This is a genomic window from Variovorax sp. Varisp41 (genome assembly GCF_047325085.1).
In the GTDB taxonomy this organism is placed as follows: domain Bacteria; phylum Pseudomonadota; class Gammaproteobacteria; order Burkholderiales; family Burkholderiaceae_C; genus Variovorax.
This window is the reverse complement of sequence record NZ_CP168540.1, coordinates 4,462,871-4,479,579: the sequence shown is the minus strand read 5'-3', so window position 1 is coordinate 4,479,579 and position 16,709 is coordinate 4,462,871. Positions and strand designations below refer to the sequence as shown.

General features: G+C 70.0%; 18 protein-coding genes. 5 read left to right on the top strand and 13 right to left on the bottom strand.

Annotated elements, in window-relative coordinates; translation table 11 throughout:
- The first annotated feature begins 45 nt into the window (after positions 1 to 45).
- Positions 46 to 657, top strand: a complete 612-nt coding sequence (locus tag ACEN9J_RS20700) for a hypothetical protein (RefSeq protein WP_413761932.1) — start codon at positions 46 to 48, stop codon at positions 655 to 657.
- Between the two features lies 1 nt (position 658).
- On the opposite strand, the gene creC is transcribed toward ACEN9J_RS20700, so the two are convergent.
- Complete coding sequence (gene creC / locus ACEN9J_RS20695; RefSeq protein ID WP_413761931.1) at positions 659 to 2,107, bottom strand: two-component system sensor histidine kinase CreC; 1,449 nt, start codon at positions 2,105 to 2,107, stop codon at positions 659 to 661.
- Positions 2,104 to 2,910 (bottom strand): response regulator, encoded by an 807-nt coding sequence (locus ACEN9J_RS20690; RefSeq protein ID WP_413761930.1) that lies wholly within the window; start codon positions 2,908 to 2,910, stop codon positions 2,104 to 2,106. Before ACEN9J_RS20690 ends, creC begins: the two co-directional genes overlap by 4 nt.
- Positions 2,911 to 3,470: 560 nt before the next feature.
- On the opposite strand from ACEN9J_RS20690, the gene ACEN9J_RS20685 reads away from it, so the two are divergent.
- Positions 3,471 to 4,445 (top strand): YcjF family protein, encoded by a 975-nt coding sequence (locus ACEN9J_RS20685; RefSeq protein ID WP_057591829.1) that lies wholly within the window; start codon positions 3,471 to 3,473, stop codon positions 4,443 to 4,445.
- Positions 4,446 to 4,449: 4 nt separating this feature from the next.
- Here the strand turns inward: ACEN9J_RS20685 and cueR are convergent, their stop codons facing one another.
- Both cueR and ACEN9J_RS20675 read right to left on the bottom strand, forming a co-directional pair.
- On the bottom strand, positions 4,450 to 4,797 hold the full coding sequence (gene cueR / locus ACEN9J_RS20680) for a Cu(I)-responsive transcriptional regulator (RefSeq protein ID WP_409976546.1): 348 nt from the start codon (positions 4,795 to 4,797) through the stop codon (positions 4,450 to 4,452).
- Positions 4,798 to 4,865: 68 nt separating this feature from the next.
- Positions 4,866 to 5,060 carry a heavy-metal-associated domain-containing protein gene (locus ACEN9J_RS20675; protein ID WP_057591827.1) on the bottom strand — a complete coding sequence of 65 codons (195 nt, stop codon included), beginning with the start codon at positions 5,058 to 5,060 and terminating at the stop codon, positions 4,866 to 4,868.
- A 147-nt stretch (positions 5,061 to 5,207) separates the two neighbouring features.
- Here ACEN9J_RS20675 and ACEN9J_RS20670 point away from each other — a divergent pair, with 147 nt between their 5' ends.
- Complete coding sequence (locus ACEN9J_RS20670; RefSeq protein WP_261212139.1) at positions 5,208 to 7,466, top strand: heavy metal translocating P-type ATPase; 2,259 nt, start codon at positions 5,208 to 5,210, stop codon at positions 7,464 to 7,466.
- 7 nt (positions 7,467 to 7,473) lie between these two features.
- Here ACEN9J_RS20670 and ACEN9J_RS20665 read toward each other — a convergent pair whose 3' ends face one another.
- The 5 genes from ACEN9J_RS20665 to ACEN9J_RS20645 form a co-directional block, all read right to left on the bottom strand.
- Positions 7,474 to 7,956, bottom strand: coding sequence for a GNAT family N-acetyltransferase (locus tag ACEN9J_RS20665; RefSeq protein ID WP_296733097.1), 483 nt, complete (start codon positions 7,954 to 7,956; stop codon positions 7,474 to 7,476).
- A 59-nt stretch (positions 7,957 to 8,015) separates the two neighbouring features.
- Entirely contained in the window at positions 8,016 to 9,152 is a 1,137-nt protein-coding gene (locus ACEN9J_RS20660) for a sterol desaturase family protein (protein WP_413761929.1), read from the bottom strand.
- A gap of 46 nt (positions 9,153 to 9,198) precedes the next feature.
- The gene (locus ACEN9J_RS20655) at positions 9,199 to 10,500 is read right to left on the bottom strand and encodes a beta-ketoacyl-[acyl-carrier-protein] synthase family protein (RefSeq protein ID WP_261212142.1); all 1,302 of its coding nucleotides are present in this window, start codon (positions 10,498 to 10,500) and stop codon (positions 9,199 to 9,201) included.
- Positions 10,497 to 10,790: an acyl carrier protein gene (locus ACEN9J_RS20650; protein ID WP_057591822.1), complete on the bottom strand. Its 294-nt coding sequence runs from the start codon at positions 10,788 to 10,790 to the stop codon at positions 10,497 to 10,499. Before ACEN9J_RS20650 ends, ACEN9J_RS20655 begins: the two co-directional genes overlap by 4 nt.
- 160 nt (positions 10,791 to 10,950) lie before the next feature.
- On the bottom strand, positions 10,951 to 11,823 hold the full coding sequence (locus ACEN9J_RS20645) for an alpha/beta hydrolase (RefSeq protein ID WP_413761928.1): 873 nt from the start codon (positions 11,821 to 11,823) through the stop codon (positions 10,951 to 10,953).
- 137 nt (positions 11,824 to 11,960) lie between these two features.
- Between ACEN9J_RS20645 and ACEN9J_RS20640 the strand changes: the two genes are divergently transcribed.
- Both ACEN9J_RS20640 and ACEN9J_RS20635 read left to right on the top strand, forming a co-directional pair.
- On the top strand, positions 11,961 to 12,650 hold the full coding sequence (locus ACEN9J_RS20640; RefSeq protein WP_057591820.1) for a response regulator transcription factor: 690 nt from the start codon (positions 11,961 to 11,963) through the stop codon (positions 12,648 to 12,650).
- A 13-nt stretch (positions 12,651 to 12,663) separates the two neighbouring features.
- Positions 12,664 to 14,070, top strand: coding sequence for a sensor histidine kinase (locus ACEN9J_RS20635; RefSeq protein WP_057591819.1), 1,407 nt, complete (start codon positions 12,664 to 12,666; stop codon positions 14,068 to 14,070).
- On the opposite strand, the gene ACEN9J_RS20630 is transcribed toward ACEN9J_RS20635, so the two are convergent.
- The 4 genes from ACEN9J_RS20630 to ACEN9J_RS20615 are packed head-to-tail and all read right to left on the bottom strand — an operon-like array spanning position 14,054 to position 16,565.
- On the bottom strand, positions 14,054 to 14,464 hold the full coding sequence (locus ACEN9J_RS20630) for a VOC family protein (RefSeq protein WP_413761927.1): 411 nt from the start codon (positions 14,462 to 14,464) through the stop codon (positions 14,054 to 14,056). The two genes, ACEN9J_RS20635 and ACEN9J_RS20630, sit on opposite strands and share 17 nt — an antisense overlap.
- Positions 14,461 to 14,934, bottom strand: coding sequence for a GNAT family N-acetyltransferase (locus ACEN9J_RS20625; protein WP_413761926.1), 474 nt, complete (start codon positions 14,932 to 14,934; stop codon positions 14,461 to 14,463). The genes ACEN9J_RS20630 and ACEN9J_RS20625 overlap by 4 nt, the downstream gene beginning before the upstream one ends.
- Positions 14,931 to 15,416, bottom strand: coding sequence for a RidA family protein (locus tag ACEN9J_RS20620; RefSeq protein ID WP_093343645.1), 486 nt, complete (start codon positions 15,414 to 15,416; stop codon positions 14,931 to 14,933). The genes ACEN9J_RS20625 and ACEN9J_RS20620 overlap by 4 nt, the downstream gene beginning before the upstream one ends.
- 45 nt (positions 15,417 to 15,461) lie before the next feature.
- On the bottom strand, positions 15,462 to 16,565 hold the full coding sequence (locus ACEN9J_RS20615; RefSeq protein ID WP_413761925.1) for an alkene reductase: 1,104 nt from the start codon (positions 16,563 to 16,565) through the stop codon (positions 15,462 to 15,464).
- Positions 16,566 to 16,709 lie beyond the last annotated feature (144 nt).

The window sequence follows — 16,709 nt, the reverse complement described above, 5'->3', positions numbered from 1 at the left end:
CACTCGGCGCACTCCCTTCCTTCCCGTTCGCCCGTTCCCAAGTCCATGGAAATCCTCACCCTGGTGGCACTGATCGCCATCGGCGCCTACTTCCTCAAGTCCCACGACCAGCGCCGGCGCATCGCGCTGCTGGCGCACCACCTGGGCAACTACCAGATCGAGAAGCTGATGGAGAACCTCACCGAGGGCTACCTGCGCTGCCTCGGCGAGGACGATCCCGAGCGGCGCCAGCAGATCTGGGGCGTGCTCGACGCGACCGAGGCACGGCTCGCGGCCCAGTTCTCCAATTTCGCCGCCGAGTTCGCGCGCGTCGATGCCGCGCAGGCGCGCGTGAGCACCTCGCCGCTGGCGACCCTGCCCTATGCGCACCTGCTGTTTCCGCGCGAGACCTTCGACCTGCGCGCGGCCTTCGCGATCCATGCGCGCGGCATCAACGAGGTGATGCACAACCGCGCCGGCCGCAGTCCCAAGGACAAGGCCTACATGCTCTCGGCCGAACTGTTCCTGATGCAGCACACCTGCCACTGGTTCTGCAAGTCGAAGATGGTGGCCTCGGCGCGCATGCTGGCGCGCCACAAGACCCCGTACGAACAGCTGATCGCCTCGGTCAGCGAAGGCACGCGCCGCGACTACCTCGCGCTGATCGGGCGCCAGTAGCTCAGGCCGGCAGCAGCGGCAGCGTGAGCGTGGCCACCGCACCGCCGCGCGTCGCGTTGCCGAGCTCGATGCGGCCGTGGTGCAGCGCGGCGATCTCCTTGACGAAGGCCAGGCCCAGCCCGGTGCTCTTCTTCTGGCTGTGCGGCCGCGCCAGCGAATAGAACTTCTGGAAGACCTTCTCCTGCGCGTAGTCGGGAATGCCCGGCCCGCGGTCGCGCACGCTCACGCGCGCGAGCCGCGAGGTGGTTTCCAGGTTGATCAGCACCTCGCTGCCGGTGGGCGAGAAATCGATGGCGTTGTCCAGCAGGTTGCTGATCGCGCGGCGCAGCAGGAAAGGATCGCCCTCGACCGAAGCGTTCGCGCCCGTGCCTTCGCGCACGTTCACCTGCACCCGGATGTTGCGCTGGGCCGCCGCGCTCTGCGCGCCGGTCGCGATGTCCTCGATCAGCGGCGCCAGCGCCACCGGCTGGGTGCGCTCGAGCGCGCGCCGGGTCTCGAGCGCGGTCAGCTCCATCATGCGGTCGACGATCTCCTGGATGCGCTGGGTCTCGCGCGCGATGTTGGCGAGGAAGCGCTCGCGCTCCTCGTGCGGCATCGAGGGTTCCTGCAGCAGCTCGGCCGCGCCGCGGATCGCCGACAGCGGGCTCTTCACCTCGTGGGTGAAGGTCTGCACGTAGTCGGCGACGTAGTTGCGGCCGGTCAGCGTGTCGCGCATCTCGCTGAAGCCGCTGCGCACCGCGTCGACCGCGCGCCGCGCCATGCGCCGCAGGCTCAGGCTGCGTTGCGCGCGCACCCAGCCCCAGTAGTCGCGGATCAGCCCGAAGGGCCGCACCAGCCAGACCGAGACGATCACCGCGAGCAGCAGCAGCGCCAGCGCCGAACCCACGCCGACCCAGATCGTGCGCGCCCGCGCATCCTCCACGAACTGGCCGAAGCTCTGCACCGGCTTGCCCACGCTGACCATGCCGACGATCTCGTTGTTCCAGCGGATCGGCGCCCCCACGTACATCACCGAAGTGCGCGGATCCACGTCGACGTCGCGCGAGGTGCGCGCGCCGTAGAGCCCGGCCAGCGTACGGCTCACGTCGCTCCATTTCGAATAGTCGGCACCCAGGTGCCGGCCGAGCGAATCGAACATCACGCGCCCGCCGCGGTCGGTCACGTAGACGCGCAACTCGACCCGGTTCTTGTGCAGGTTGTAGATCTGAGCCGAGAACTCGCGCGCATAGAGCGTGCGGAACAGCGGCTCGAGCCGCGCCGTGTTGATGGCGCCCGCGATCACGTCTTGCTCGACCAGGCTGGCCACCAGTTGCGAGGTCTCGACCAGCGATTCCTCGGCTGACTCGCGGTAGCGCGGATCGATGTCGGAGACGACGCGGTACAGCAGGAAGGCGATGCCGGCCGTGTAGATCAGCAGGATGCCGATGAAGATGCGCGTGCGCCGGGTCACGAGATCCTGGCGGGCAGTTCTTCGTTGAGGGCGTAGCCGGTGCCGCGCAGGGTGCGGATCGGCTCGACCTCGGGCGCGATCGCCTTGAGCTTGGCGCGCAGGGTCTTGATGTGGGCATCGACGGTGCGGTCGAAGCTCTCGCTGGCATCGTCCCAGACCCGCTCGAGCAGCTCGTCGCGCGTGAACACGCGTCCCGGGCGCTGCACCAGCAGGCGCAGCAGGCCGTATTCGTAGCGCGAGAGTTCGAGCAGGCGGCCGTAGTAGCGGATCTGCATGCGCTCCTGGTCGAGCACGAAGGGCAATGGTGGCGCTGCGGGCGGTTGAGCGGGCGCAGGCGACGTCTGGGAGGCGAGCGCATGGGGGACCCCCTGCCCGCCGCCCGCGGGCGCTCCTGTGCCTCCTGGCGAGCCTCCACGCGCACTGCGCCGCAGGATGGTTCGCACGCGCGCCACCAGTTCGCGTGGCGAGAACGGCTTGGCGACGTAGTCGTCGGCGCCGAGCTCCAGCCCCACCACGCGGTCGATCTCGTCGCTGCGCGCCGTGAGGAACAGCATCGGCACCTCCGGTCCGCCCATGGCCTGGTTCAGCGCGCGCAGCCGCTTGAACAGCTCGAAGCCGTTCATGTCGGGCAATCCCACATCCAGTATCGCGAGCGCCGGCGCTTCCTGCGCGAACTGGGCCAGCGCGTCTTCCGCGGTGGCGCACCAGATCGGCGTGAAGCCGTCGCTCTTGAGCACGTACTGGAGGGTGTCGGCGATGCCCGATTCGTCCTCGGCGATCAGGATCCGCGGTTTGAAGCTCATCCGGCGATGGTAGCGAGCGCCACGGGGCGGACGCCAGCCACGTCGACGGCGTTGCAACGAGGCGCGGCCTTCGGACTTTTTTTCGGGCGCGACCTTTGGTCTCTCTCTATTTCTTATTCTTCTTATTCAAATTAGTAGTAGTAGATAAGAGTCCGCCCCTTCTGTGGACAGGCCGATTTTTTCGTTATGTGACAAGCACTTGTCATACAGCGGTCACTGTGCGCAGCCGTGCTTCCGTGCTGTCGCGGCCAAAGGGACAACCTGGCGCATCCGTCCGGCGCTGTGGATAACCACCTGCTTGTGCCAGAACTCTCCCCAGAGTTGTCCTTTGACAGCCCTCCGGAAATCTGCGAAAGGCGTTTTTCGGGTGAGGAAATTCATTGCCCAATTTTTAAGCGGTCTGTAGATTCCCCATAAAAATCAATAACTTGCCGCGCCCCTACAAAGTAGTTCTGTGGTTATCCACAGAGTTGCACCCGCTTTGTGGGGAGAACGCGCGGCGGAACCTTCCCCCGGTCATCCGACCGAACTTCGTCCTTCACCTTGTGGAAATTCCAGCCGTGACACCTTCCGAAACCCAGGCCATCGTGACCCTCAGCCTGCTGGCCGCCTTCGTCGACGGCGAAAAGCACGAACGCGAGCGCGCCGAGATCAAGCGCATCGCCGAAGGGCTGTCGCAAACCGACGGCCTGAACCTGCCGACGCTCTACCAGGACGTGCTGATGAAGCGCGTCTCGCTGCCGTCGGTGGCGGCGCAGCTGCAGAGCACCGAGGCGAAGCAGCTCGCCTACGAGATGGCGGTGTGCGTGTGCGATGCCGACGGCGCGCAGTCGCAGGCCGAGCGGATGTTCCTGGCCGACGTGCGCACCTCGCTCGGGCTCGATGCCTCGGCGGCGCAGTTCTCGAACCAGGCCGAGGAGATCGCGGCGGCCGGGGCGGTGGCCGGTGCCTCCGCGGGAGCCGTGGTGGCCGCGGCGCCGGTACCGGCCGTCGCGGCGGGCGCGTCGCCGCTCACGCCCGACAGCGCCGAGCTCGACAAGTCGATCCTCAATGCCGCCATCCTCAACGGCGCGCTCGAGCTGCTGCCCGAGACGCTGTCGACCATGGCGATCATTCCGCTGCAGATGAAGCTGGTCTACCGCATCGGCAAGGCGCACGGCTACGAGCTCGACAGCGGCCACGTCAAGGATTTCATCGCCACCGTGGGCGTGGGCCTGACCTCGCAGTACCTCGAGCAGGCCGGGCGCAAGCTGCTGGGCGGGCTGCTCGGCAAGGTGGGCGGCGGCCTGCTGCGCGGCGTCGGCAAGCAGGCCGTGAGTTCGGGCATGAGCTTCGCGACCACCTATGCGCTGGGCCATGTCGCCAAGCGCTACTACGCGGGCGGCCGCACGCTGTCGACGCAGATGCTCAAGGATGCCTTCTCGGGCGTGGTGCAGGAAGGCCAGGGCCTGCAGTCGCGCTACCTGCCGGCGATCCAGGAGAAGGCCCGCACGCTCGATGCGGGCAAGGTGCTGTCGCTGGTCCGGGGCGCCTGAACCGTCAGGCGGTCTTCGACAGGTCGTCGAGGATCGGACACTCGGGCCGCGCATCCCCGTGGCAGCAGTGCACCAGGTGGGCCAGGGTGCTGCGCATCGATTGCATGTCGGCGATGCGCTGCTCCAGTTCCTCGAGGTGCTTCTGCGCGATGCGCTTCACGCTCGAACTCGTGCGCCGGCGGTCGTGCCACAGGCCCACGAGCTCGGCGATCTCCTCCATCGAGAAGCCGAGGTCGCGCGAGCGCTTGATGAAGCGCAGCGTGTGGATGTCGGCATCGCCGTACTGGCGGTAGCCGCTGTCGGTGCGCGCCACCGCGCTCAGCAGGCCCAGGCCCTCGTAGTGGCGCACCATGCGCGCGGACACGCCCGACAGCCGGGCGGCCTCGCCGATCGCCACGGGGCCGTGCGTGACCGGCACCTTCACTGCACCCGGTAGCCGGCGTTCTCGATCGCCGCCACCAGGTCCTGGCGCGGCTGCTGGCTCAGCACGTCCACATGGCCGGTCTCGAGATCGACCGTGACCTGGGCCTCGGGGTCGACCGTCTGCACCGCGTTCTGCACGGCGTTCACGCAATGTCCGCAGCTCATGCCCGCGACCTGGAATTTCTGGCTCATCGTTTCTGCTCCTTCGTGGATGACAAGGTGGGCGTTGGCCCGTTCGGAAACCGAAGTCTGAACCTTGCCACGATGTCAATGTCCAGTCCAGGGACTCTTCCTGCCGCGCTTGACCTTGCCATGGTGTGAAGCTTTAGCCTTCGCAGCATGGAAAACGTACAAGCACGGCCTCTGCCGAATCTCACGCTCGACCTCTCGGTCGGCGGCATGACCTGCGCGTCCTGCGTGATGCGCGTGGAGCGCGCGCTCAAGGGCGTGCCCGGCGTCCAGGACGTCAGCGTGAACCTCGCGACCGAATCGGCGCGCGTGGTGGCGCAGGCGCAGGGCGGCGAGGACATCGATGCGAGGCTGCGCCGCGCGGTGCGCTCCGCCGGCTACGAGCCGCGCGCCGCGGCCGATGCGCAGGAGGAAGCCGCGGCGCTGTCGCCCTGGCACGGCTTCGGCCCGGTGGCGGTCGGCCTCGCGCTGTCGGCGCCGCTGATGCTGCCGATGGTCGGCGAGTTCTTCGGCCGCGACTGGATGCTCGATCCCTGGCTGCAACTGCTGCTCGCGACGCCGGTGCAGTTCTGGCTCGGCGCGCGCTTCTACCGCGCGGGCTGGCATGCGGCGCGTGCGCTCACCGGCAACATGGACCTGCTGGTCGCGCTCGGCACCAGCGCGGCCTACGGACTCTCGCTGTGGCTTTGGTGGCGTTCGGCCACCGGCGAGCACGCGGGCCATGGGATGGTGCCGCACCTGTACTTCGAGGCCTCGTCGGTGGTCATCACGCTGGTGCTGCTGGGCAAGTGGCTCGAGGCGCGCGCCAAGCGCCAGGCGACCTCGGCGATCCGTGCGCTGCAGCAGTTGCGGCCCGAGGTGGCGCACCTGGTCGGCCCGCGCGGCGAGAGCGACGTGCCGCTGGCCGAGGTGATGGTGGGCGACCGCCTCGCGGTGCGTCCCGGCGAACGCGTGCCGGCCGATGCGCGCGTGGTCGAGGGCGAATCGGAGGTCAACGAGTCGATGCTGACCGGCGAGCCGCTGCCCGTGCCCAAGGGACCGGGCGACCCGCTGACCGGCGGTGCCGTCAATGGCGACGGCCGGCTGGTGGTCGAGGTGCGCGCGGTCGGTGCCGAGAGCGTGCTCGCGCGCATCATCCGGCTGGTCGAGGATGCGCAGGCCGCGAAGGCACCCATCCAGCGGCTGGTCGACAAGGTGGCGGCCATCTTCGTGCCGGTGGTGCTGGTGATCGCGCTGCTCACCTTCGGCGGCTGGATGCTGCTCGGCGGCGCCGACATCGAGACCGCGCTGATCCACGCGGTGGCCGTGCTGGTCATCGCCTGTCCCTGCGCGCTGGGCCTGGCCACGCCGGTGGCGGTGATGGCGGGCACGGGCGTGGCGGCGCGGCGCGGCATTCTCATCAAGGACGCGCGTTCGCTCGAACTCGCGCATCGCGTCGACACCGTGGCCTTCGACAAGACCGGCACGCTGACGCTGGGCCGGCCGGTGCTGACCGCGCTCGTGCCGCTGGCCGATGGCGGCGAGGCCGACCGGTTGCTGGCCGTGGCCGCGAGCCTGCAGAGCGGCAGCGAACATCCGCTGGCGCGCGCCGTGCTCGTGGCCGCCGCCGACAAAAAGCTGGCGGTGCCGGCGCTGCGTTCGATGCAGGCCATGCCCGGCCGCGGCGTGCGCGGAGAGGTCGAGGGCGAATTCGCCGGTGCCTGGGCCCTCGCGAGCCTGCGCTGGTGCCGCGAGCTCGATGCCGAGGTCGACGCGGCCGAGGTCGACCGGCTGCAGGCGCAGGGCGCCACGGTGTCGGCGCTGCTGCGCTTCGATGCCGCCGGCGCGGCCGAGGCACTGGCCCTGCTGGCCTTTGCCGACGAGCCCAAGCCGCAGGCCGCCGAGACCGTCGCCGCGCTGCGCGCGCGCGGCCTGCGCGTGGTGATGATCTCGGGCGACAACCTGCGCGCCGCGCGCGCCATGGCGGCGCGGCTGGGCATCGCGGCCGAGGACGTGCGCGCCGAGGTGCTGCCGGCCGACAAGGCGCAGCAGGTGAGCGCGCTGCGCCGCGATGGCCACGTGGTCGCGATGGTGGGCGATGGCGCCAACGACGCGCCGGCGCTCGCGGCCGCCGACGTGGGCATCGCGATGGCGCCGGCCGATGGCGGCACCGACGTGGCGATGGAGGCCGCGGGCATCACGCTGATGCGCGGCGATCTCGCGCTGGTGGCGCAGGCGCTCGACCTCTCGGGGCGCACCGTGGCCAAGATCCGGCAGAACCTGTTCTGGGCCTTCGCCTACAACGTGGCGGGGATTCCGTTGGCGGCCTTCGGGCTGCTGAGCCCGGTGGTGGCCGGGGCGGCGATGGCGCTGTCGAGCGTGAGCGTGATGGCCAATGCCTTGCTGCTGCGGCGCTGGAAGGGGTCCTGAGACCCTGTCAGTCGAGCAGCAGCGCCATCAGGTGATCGTCGATGTAGTCGGCCTCGCCGGCGCGCTTGTAGAACTTGCGCAACGTGCCCTCGCGCACGAAGCCCAGCTTCTCGTAGAAGCGCAGCGCGGGCGCGTTGTCGCTCTCGGCATAGAGCTCGATGCGCTTGACGCCGGCCGTGCGCAGTTGCTCGATGGCATCGCTCACCATGGCCAGCGCCACGCCGCGGCCATGGAAGGCCGGGTCCACCGCGAGCGTGCCAAGGCAGGCGACGTGCGCCACGCGGCCCGGGTAGCGCGTGGCGCGGTAGAAGCCGGCCATGCGGCCCTCGACCTCCCAGATGTGGAAGCAGCCGCTGCGCACCAGCTCCTCGTGGATCGGCCGGAAGTCGGCGAGCGGCATCGGGTCGTAGCCGAGGAAGCGCACCACCTTCTCGTGCATGTAGAGCGCATGGACGGCGGCGAGGTCGTGGGAAGTGGCAAGTCGGCGCACGGCGGCTCCATGTTCGGGGTCGGTCTGGGGCCCGCAGGATAGCAATCCCGCGTGGCCGCTCAACCCGCCGTGAACAGGAGGGCGCCGGCCAGCGCCAGCAGCAGCACCTGCGCGGGCCAGGCCCAGCGCAATCGCAGCCGCGCATCGAGCACCGCGCCCACGGCCCAGAAACCCGCGATCGTCAGCGCCAGCAGTTCGAGCCCGGTGCGAAAAGCCATCTCGTCCGCGCGCCAGAGAAAGGCCAGCGTCATGCCGACCCAGCCCGCGAAATGCAGCGTGGCCGCGAGCGCGAGCGCACGGCCGACCGGTGGATCGTCGAGGGCGGCGGCCGCCTCGAGCGAGAAGTCGGGCTCGGGAAAGCGCGCCGCCACGTCGGCCGGCCGCCAGCCCGGCGATCGCCAGAACACGCCGAGCTTGTCGCGCCAGCGCCGCGTGTGCCAGGCATCGCGCGCGAGCGGTGCATAGGGGCCGAGCACCGCGCGCAGCGGATCGAAGCCCGCGAGCGGCTTGCGCGTGCCGTAGACGCAGCGTTCGCTCTCCTCGGCGAAGGTGCCGAACAGGCGGTCCCACACCACCAGCATGCCGCCGTAGTTGCGGTCGAGGTAGCCGTCGTTGACGGCGTGGTGCACGCGATGGTTCGAGGGCGAGGAGAACACGCGGTCGAACCAGCCGAGCTTGCCGACGTGCTCGGTGTGGATCCAGAACTGGTAGACCAGCACGATCAGCCCCGCGAGCCCGAACTGCTCGGGCGGCACGCCCACCACGGCCATCGGCAGGTAGAAGGCCCAGCCGAGGAAGGCGACCATGCTCTCCTGCCGCAGCGCGGTCGAGAAATTGAAGCGCCGGCTCTGGTGGTGCACCGCGTGCGCGGCCCAGAACAGCGCCGACTCGTGGCCCGCGCGATGCAGCCAGTAGTCGCAGAAGTCGAACAGCAGCACCGCGGCGATCCAGCCGAGCGCGCTGTTCCAGAAGCCCGCGTCGGTGCACAGCGCGACATGCGGATAGACGAGCGCGTAGAGGCCGATCTGGAACAGCTGCGTGCAAACCGCGAGCGCCTGGCTCAAGAGACCCTGGCTCAGGCTCGCGACGGTGTCGGCGAAGCGGTAGGTGTTGCGCTGCTTGAGCCAGCCCCAGGCGAATTCGCAGGCCATCAGCAGCACGAACACCGGCACGACGAGAACCACCAGCCGATGCACTGCCTGCCTTGAGCCTTCCTGCGCGCGAAAAAACTTCAGCGAAGTCTCAGCGGGATGGGGCGTCGATGCGTCCAGCGACCAGCACGGCGTTGGTGCCGCCGAAGGCGAAGGAATTCGACATCGCCCAGCGCATGCCGGGCACGGCGCGCGCCTCGCCGCGCACGAAGTCCAGCTCGAAGGCCGCGTCGGGCTCGCGCAGGTTGGCGATCGGCGGCACGGCCTCGTGCGCCAGTGCGCGCAAGGTCGCGACCAGTTCGATCGCGCCGCCGCCGCCGAGCACATGGCCGTGGATCGCCTTGGTGGCGCACACCGGCATCGCGCTGCCGAACACCTCGCGCACCGAGGCCGCCTCGGCCGCGTCGCCGGCCATGGTGGCGGTGCCGTGGGCGTTCACATGGCCGATCTGCGCGGCATCGATGCCCGCGTCGCGCAGTGCCGCGCGCATCGCGCGCACCTGGCCCGCGCTGTCGGGGTTCGTGATGTGCGTGCCATCGCAGTTGGTGGCATAGCCGGCGAGCACATAGGACGCGCCATCGCCCGTGTCGAGTGCGCCGCGCGAACGCGCATGCGCTTCCGATTCGAGCACCAGCGCCGCGGCGCCTTCGCCGAGCGCGAAGCCCGCGCGGTCGCCCGAGAAGGGACGGCATGCGGTCTCGGGCGCGCCGGCCGGCGGCGCGGCCATCACGCGCATCGCCTGCCAGCTCGCCATCACCCCGGGCGTGAGCATGGCGTCGTGGCCGCCGACGATGGCGACGTCGATCCAGCCGCCGCGAATGGCGCGCATCGCCTCGCCGATCGCCACCGCCGAGGAGGCGCAGGCGCAGGCATAGGCGATGGCCGCGCCGTGCGCGCCGAAGTGCAGTGCGAGCTCGGCCACCGCCGCATTGGGCATCACGGTGAGCACGGTGGTCGGCCGCATGCGGCGCTGCTCGGCATAGAGCGCCTGCGTGGTGTTGTCGAAGCTGCCCGCGCCCGCGAGGCCGCTGCCCCAAAAGATGCCCAGCCGTTCGGGGTCGACGCTGTCGCGTGCCAGTCCGGCCTGCGCCGCGGCATCCTGCGCGGCCGCGAGGGCCATCGCGGTGCCGCGGTCCAGCGGCAGGCGCGAGATGCTGCGCACGCCGTTCGAATCGAAGTCGCAGGCGGCCACGGGAATCTCGACGCTGTCCATGCCGGGGATCGCGAGCGTGTGCGAGCGCACGGCCGAGCGGCCATGGAACAGCGCATCGTCGAAGGCCTCGAGCGTGCGGCCGATCGGCGTGACGAAGCCGACGCCGCTGACGCGCACCGGCGGCGCCGCGATGCGCTGCGCCGAAGCAGCGATCACCGCGTGTTCGACACCGCTGCTCATGCGTGCGCCGCCTCAGGCGCGTTCGCGGTGTTCGCCATCGCGGCAGCGCTCTCCGCATCGATCACTTCGCACAGGCGCTGCAGCGTGATGCCCGCTTCTCGCGGATCGAGACGGTCCTCGGGAATGCGCAGGTGGAAGGCATCCTCGACCGCGAAGACGAACTCCATCAGCGCGAGCGAGTCGAGGCCCAGGTCGGCGAGCGCGGTCTGCGGCGAGACCAGGCTGGCCTCGACGCGGAAGTCGTTCTCGAGGATGCGCGCGATGCTGTTGAAGGTGGGCGAGGTGGACATGGGGCTGGTTCCTTTCAGGCGAAGCGTGGTGCACGATCGTCGTGCGGGAGTGCCATCGGTCGGCGCGGCAGTTGCGGGGAAGGCGAGCGTCGCGACACCGCCTTGCACGGTTCATTGTGGGGTGGGATCGAGGGCATCGCGATGGCGAACGCGTTCCTTTTCAGGAAGCCTTCAGAGAGAAGGACGGGGCATCGGCGCCCGTGCCGTGCGCGACCTCGTCGGCGAAGGCGACGGTCTCGCGCACCACCTGCTGGCGGTCGTTGTCGATGGTGATCATGTGGTAGCTGTTGCTCACCACCACGCTGCGGAACGACCGGCAGCGCAGGCCGCGCGCGAGGATCTCGAGGTTGGCGACGCTGGCCACCTCGTCCTGCTGCGCATGCAGCGCGAGCACGCGGTCGCACTGCACGCGATGCAGGTTGGCGCGCACGTGGCGGATCAGCCGATGGTGTTCGCGCAGGTGGCTCACGCCGATCACCGAGCTGCCGGCGCGCGAGATCTTGCGGTGCCGCAATTCGCGCTCGATCCAGGCACGCACGCGTTCGTTCTTCACGCCGTAGGGCGGGCGTTCGCGGTACTGCCAGAAGCGGCCCAGCGGCGTGTAGTAGGCCAGCGGCAGCAGCATCTGCGTGCGCGGGATGGCCCAGCCGTCGAAGCGCAGCGTGGTCGACATCAGCACCAGCGCATCGACCGCGTCGCCGCAGCGGATGGCGGCGCCGAGCGCGAGCGACGAGCCCGCCGAGATGCCCACGAGCAGCACGCGCTCGTGCGTCTCGCGCAGGGCCGCGACCTGGGCCTCGATGCTGTCGAGCCACTGCTGGAAGGGCGCGGCCTGCTGCATCGGCGCGCTGGCGTCGAAGGAGTAGCCGGGGATCGACATCGGGTGCACCGTGTAGCCGCCGTCGCGCAGCGCGGACTGCACGGTCAGCAGTTCGTCAGGTGTGCTGCACAAACCATGCAGCAGCACGACCGCGGTGCGTTGCACGGCGGGGTGCACGAAGCTCAGCAGGCTGGAAGGTTCGCGTGCGCTCATGACGATGCGGCCCCGATGAAAAGGGCCCGTGCGGCGATGGGCTGTCGTATGCTCATGCCGTGTTTATCGCGTGTCGTACTGACCGCCTGCTGACCCTCCCGCGAGCAAGAATAGGCACCTCAACCCACTCGAAAATCATGCGAATCCTGCTAGTCGAAGACGATGCCGTGCTGCGCGACGTGATGCTTCGCAGCCTCGCGGACGCTGGTCACCGCGTCGATGTCTCCACCAACGTCGAGGACGCCGACCACCTGTGGCGCGTGCAGCCCTTCGATGCGGTGCTGCTCGATCTCAACCTGCCCGCCACCGCGAGCGCGACCAGCGGTCTCGCGAGCGGACTCACCGCGCTGCGACAGGCACGCGCGCGCGGCGACCGCACGCCGGTGCTCGTGCTCACCGCGCGCGGCCGCACCGAGGAACGCATCGCGGGCCTCGACGCGGGTGCTGACGACTACCTCGGCAAGCCCTTCGACCTGGCCGAGGTCGAGGCGCGCCTGCGCGCGCTGGTGCGCCGCGCGAAGGGCACGGAAGACATCGTGCTGCTGGGCCAGCTGAAGCTCGATCGCAAGGCGCGGCGCTTCTCCACCGCGAGCGGCCCGCTCGACCTGCCGGCGCGCGAGTTCGAGGTGCTGTGGGAACTGATGAGCCCGCCGGGCCGCACGGTGAGCAAGCGTGCGCTGTCCGACAAGCTCTCGAGCTTCGACGAATCGCTGGGCGACAACGCGCTCGAGGCCTTCATCTCGCGCCTGCGCAAGAAGCTGGTCGGCTCGGGCGCGGGCATCCGCACCCTGCGCGGCATCGGCTACCTGCTCGAAGCCGAAGTTTGAGCGCGCCGCGACCGTGAGCGACAGCGAAGCAGCGCCAGCGCGGATCACGCCCAGCCCGCCGCGCGCGGTGTCCACGCTCACGCGGCGCGTGCTGCGCAACGTGCTGGTGCCGCTTGCGCTGAGCTGGATGGTGGGCGCGGTGATCGCGCTGGTGATCGCGAACTACTTCTCCGAGCAGGCCTTCGATCGCGGCATGCTCGACGACGCCTATGCGCTGTCAGCCAACGTGCAGGCGGGCGAGCGCGGCATCGAGCTGCTGCTCACGCCGCGCGAGGTGGCCACGGTGCTGTTCGACCAGATCGACAAGGTCAACTTCTCGGTGCAGCGGCTCGACGGCACCCTGATCTCGGGCGCCGACGACCTGCAGGCGCCACTGCCCGTGGGCGGCGCGCGCTACCGCTTCTCGGACGTCACCTACCAGGGCAAGCCGATGCGCGCGGTGGTGCTCGAGCACGATGCCGAGCCCGGCGTCTCGATGCCCTACCGCGTGGTGATCGCGCAGACCACGCTGAGCCGCACGGCGCTCGTGCGGCAGCTGCTGGGCTATGCGCTCGCGCCACAGGTGCTGCTGCTGATGCTGCTCGCCGTGTGGCTCTGGCATGGCATCCGCCGCGATCTGCGGCCGCTCGGCGACCTGCAGCAGGCCCTCGACCGGCGCGACGTGCGCGACCTCTCGCCGGTGACGGTGGTGCGGACCTCGCGCGAGCTGCAGCACCTGGGCGAGGCGGTCAACGCGCTGTTCGAGCGGCTGGGCCACAGCGTGCGCGGGCAGCGCGAGTTCGTGGGCAACGTGGCGCACGAGCTGCGCACGCCGCTCGCGGGCATCCGCGCGCTGGCCGACTACGGGCTCGCGCAGCAGAAGCCCTCGGTATGGCGCGAGCAGCTCGAACAGGTGGCCAAGAGCCAGGAACGCGCGAGCCACCTGATCGACCAGCTGCTCGCGCTCGCATTGGCCGACGAGGCCAGCACCAGCCTCGAGACCGCGCCCGTGCGGCTCGATGCACTGGCCGAGCAGACGGTGCTGCGGCATCTCGCGCGCGCCGATGCGCGTGGCGTGGACCTGGGCGCGCGCGGCCTCGACGACAGCGTGACGGTGCAGGCCAACGAGGCGCTGGTGGAAGGCATCCTCGACAACCTGATCGACAACGCGTTGCGTTATGGCGGCCGCACCATCACGGTCGAGGTCAGCGGCGAGGTGCTCAGCGTGATCGACGACGGACCCGGCATTCCGCTCGATGCGCAGCGCCTGCTGATGCAGCGCTGGGCGCAGGGGCCCGCGGGGCAGAAGCTGGGGCAGGGCTCGGGCCTGGGCCTGTCGATCGTGGCGCGCTATGCGGAGCTGCTCGGGGCCGAGCTTCGGCTCGCGGCGGCCGAGCCGACGGGCCTGAAGGTCAGCGTGGACTTCACGCGCAAGGGCTAGCTTCGTAGAGCTCGAGCGGCAGTCCGTCGGGATCGGCGAAGAAGGTGAAGCGCCGGCCCGTGTACTCGTCGACGCGGATCGGCTCGACGGCAACGCCGTGCGCCTTGAGCGCCTCGGCCGCGGCACGCACGTCGGGCACCTCGAACGCCAGGTGGCGCAGCCCGCGCGCCTCGGGGCGCGAGACGCGCGGCGGCGGATCGGGAAAGGAGAACAGCTCGAGCTGCGAGCCGTCGGGCAGCGCGAGATCGAGCTTGTACGAGTTGCGCTCGGCGCGCAGGTGCTCGGCGACGATGCGCAGGCCCAGCACCTCGCTGTAGAAGCGCTTCGACACCGCGTAGTCGGAACAGATGATCGCGGCATGGTGGATGCGCGCGAGCCCGGGCGTGCCGCTCATCGCAAGGCCTTGCGCAGGAAGACGCGCGTGCGGTTCTCGAGCACCAGGCGCCGGTATTCGACATAGCCGATGCGCGCGTAGAGCGCGCGGTTCTCGCTCATCTTCTCGTTGGTGAACAGGTAGATCGAATCGAAGCCCTGGCGCAGCGCCTCGCGCTCGGCGAGCTCGAGCAGCGCGCGGCCCGCGCCGCTGCCCTGGTGCCTGGGCCGCACCGCGATCACGTCGACCAGGAAGCCTTCGTCGGTGATGTCGAGCACGATCGCGGCCGCGATCTCCGCGATCTCCGCGGCATCCGCGGCGACCCACACCTGTTGCAACTCGATGGCGCTTGCGTAGTCCTTGCTCATCGGCAGCGGCACGATCGGCAGGCGCGGCAGATAGACGCTGAAGGCGGCGATCGCGCAGTCGCGGATCGCTTCGGCATCGGCCGCTTCGGCACGACGCAGGGTCCAGCGCGGCGCTTCGCTCATTCGGCGATCTCCACCTCGGCCTCGATCTCCACCGGGATGTTGAACGGCAGCTCGGCCATGCCGACCGCGCTGCGCGCATGCGCGCCGACCTCGGGCCCGAAGAGCTCGAGCACGAGGTCGGAGAAGCCGTTGATGACCGAGGGCTGGCGGTCGAAGCCCGGGGCCGAGGCGACCATGCCGAACACGCGCGTCCAGGCCGTGATGCGGTCGAGGTCGCCGAGCGCGCGCTGCAGGCTGCCGAGCATCGCGAGCGCGGTGAGGCGCGCGGCCGCGTAGCCCTGTTCCACGTCGAGCTCGCGCCCGAGCTTGCCCAGCGGCGCGGCGATGCTGCCGTCGGCATTGAGCGGGCCGTGGCCCGAGACGAAGGCGCGCCGCCCGACGATGCGCACGAAGCGAAAGGGCAGCACCACGCCCGGTGGCGGCTGGACGGCGGGCGGAAGGACGAGGCCGCGCGCGGCCAGCTGGTTCTCGATCTGCGACATGGCGCAACGGTACCCGAAAGCACCGTGCGCCGGTCGCCGGCGGCCTCAGGCCAGCGCGGGGTAGTCGGTGTAGCCCTTGGCGCCGCCGCCGTACAGGGTGGCCTTGTCGAGCTCGTTGAGCGGCGCGTGCTCGCGCAGGCGGCGCACCAGGTCGGGGTTGGAGATGAAGGGCTTGCCGAAGGCCACGAGGTCGTCGCCTTCCTTCACGGCTTCTTCCGCGAGCGGGCGGTCGTAGCCGTTGTTGACCATCCAGGCGGCCTTGCCACCGGCCTCGCGGTAGGCGGCCTTGAGCGCCTCGTAGTCGAAGGGCCGGTCGGCGATCTCGCGCGGGCCGCCGGTAGCGCCTTCGATGATGTGGATGTAGGCCAGGTCGAGCTTCGCCAGTTCCTTCACCACGTAGGTGAACAGCGGCTGCGGGTTGCTGTCGTGCACGTCGTTGGCGGGCGTGACCGGCGACAGGCGGATGCCGGTGCGGCGCGCGCCGACGGCGTCGGCCACGGCGCGCGTGATCTCGAGCAGGAAGCGCGCGCGGTTCTCGATGCTGCCGCCGTAGTCGTCGCTGCGCTGGTTGCTGCCGTCCTTGAGGAACTGGTCGAGCAGGTAGCCGTTGGCGCCATGGATCTCGACGCCGTCGAAGCCCGCGGTCTCGACTGCATTGCGTGCGGCGGTGGCGAAGCCGTGGACGATGCCGGGGATCTCGCCGGCATCGAGCGCGCGCGGCTCGGAGGTTTCGGTGAAGGTGGGCACGCCGTCATGGATCAGCACGGTCTTGGTCTTGGCGGTGATGGCCGAGGGCGCCACCGGCTGGCCGTTGCCGGGCTGCAGGCTGGTGTGCGAGACGCGGCCCACGTGCCACAGCTGCACCACGATCTTGCCGCCCTGGGCGTGCACGGCGTCGGTCACCTTCTTCCAGCCGTCGAGCTGCTCGGTGCCGTAGAGGCCGGGCACGTCGGCGTAGCCCTGGCCCTGCTGGCTGATGGCGGTGGCCTCGGTGATCAGCAGGCCGGCGCTCGCGCGCTGCGCGTAGTAGGTGGGCGCGAGCGCGGTCGGGATGGCATTGGGCGAGCGGTTGCGCGTGAGCGGCGCCATCACGATGCGGTTGGCGAGCTTCAGGTCGCCGGCTTGGACGGGGTCGAAAAGGGTGGACATGGTGGGAGAAGGAAGGTGTGAACAGCGGAAGGAAGCGCAAGGGTAGGGGCGGGGCCTCAACCCTGCTGCCACGGGGTTGTAGTCTTGGTGCTAGGCGTTGCGGCGCTGCAAATGCAATCGGGTGGCATTGCACGGGCGGCCCGC

What these genes read in the sequence shown, in the direction of transcription:
- ACEN9J_RS20700 (WP_413761932.1), top strand. Translation starts at nt 46, where the DNA reads ATGGAAATCCTCACCCTGGTGGCACTGATCGCCATCGGCGCCTACTTC.
- ACEN9J_RS20690 (WP_413761930.1), bottom strand. Translation starts at nt 2,910, where the DNA reads ATGAGCTTCAAACCGCGGATCCTGATCGCCGAGGACGAATCGGGCATC.
- cueR (WP_409976546.1), bottom strand. Translation starts at nt 4,797, where the DNA reads ATGGTGCGCCACTACGAGGGCCTGGGCCTGCTGAGCGCGGTGGCGCGC.
- ACEN9J_RS20675 (WP_057591827.1), bottom strand. Translation starts at nt 5,060, where the DNA reads ATGAGCCAGAAATTCCAGGTCGCGGGCATGAGCTGCGGACATTGCGTG.
- ACEN9J_RS20670 (WP_261212139.1), top strand. Translation starts at nt 5,208, where the DNA reads ATGGAAAACGTACAAGCACGGCCTCTGCCGAATCTCACGCTCGACCTC.
- ACEN9J_RS20655 (WP_261212142.1), bottom strand. Translation starts at nt 10,500, where the DNA reads ATGAGCAGCGGTGTCGAACACGCGGTGATCGCTGCTTCGGCGCAGCGC.
- ACEN9J_RS20650 (WP_057591822.1), bottom strand. Translation starts at nt 10,790, where the DNA reads ATGTCCACCTCGCCCACCTTCAACAGCATCGCGCGCATCCTCGAGAAC.
- ACEN9J_RS20645 (WP_413761928.1), bottom strand. Translation starts at nt 11,823, where the DNA reads ATGAGCGCACGCGAACCTTCCAGCCTGCTGAGCTTCGTGCACCCCGCC.
- ACEN9J_RS20640 (WP_057591820.1), top strand. Translation starts at nt 11,961, where the DNA reads ATGCGAATCCTGCTAGTCGAAGACGATGCCGTGCTGCGCGACGTGATG.
- ACEN9J_RS20630 (WP_413761927.1), bottom strand. Translation starts at nt 14,464, where the DNA reads ATGAGCGGCACGCCCGGGCTCGCGCGCATCCACCATGCCGCGATCATC.
- ACEN9J_RS20625 (WP_413761926.1), bottom strand. Translation starts at nt 14,934, where the DNA reads ATGAGCGAAGCGCCGCGCTGGACCCTGCGTCGTGCCGAAGCGGCCGAT.
- ACEN9J_RS20620 (WP_093343645.1), bottom strand. Translation starts at nt 15,416, where the DNA reads ATGTCGCAGATCGAGAACCAGCTGGCCGCGCGCGGCCTCGTCCTTCCG.
- ACEN9J_RS20615 (WP_413761925.1), bottom strand. Translation starts at nt 16,565, where the DNA reads ATGTCCACCCTTTTCGACCCCGTCCAAGCCGGCGACCTGAAGCTCGCC.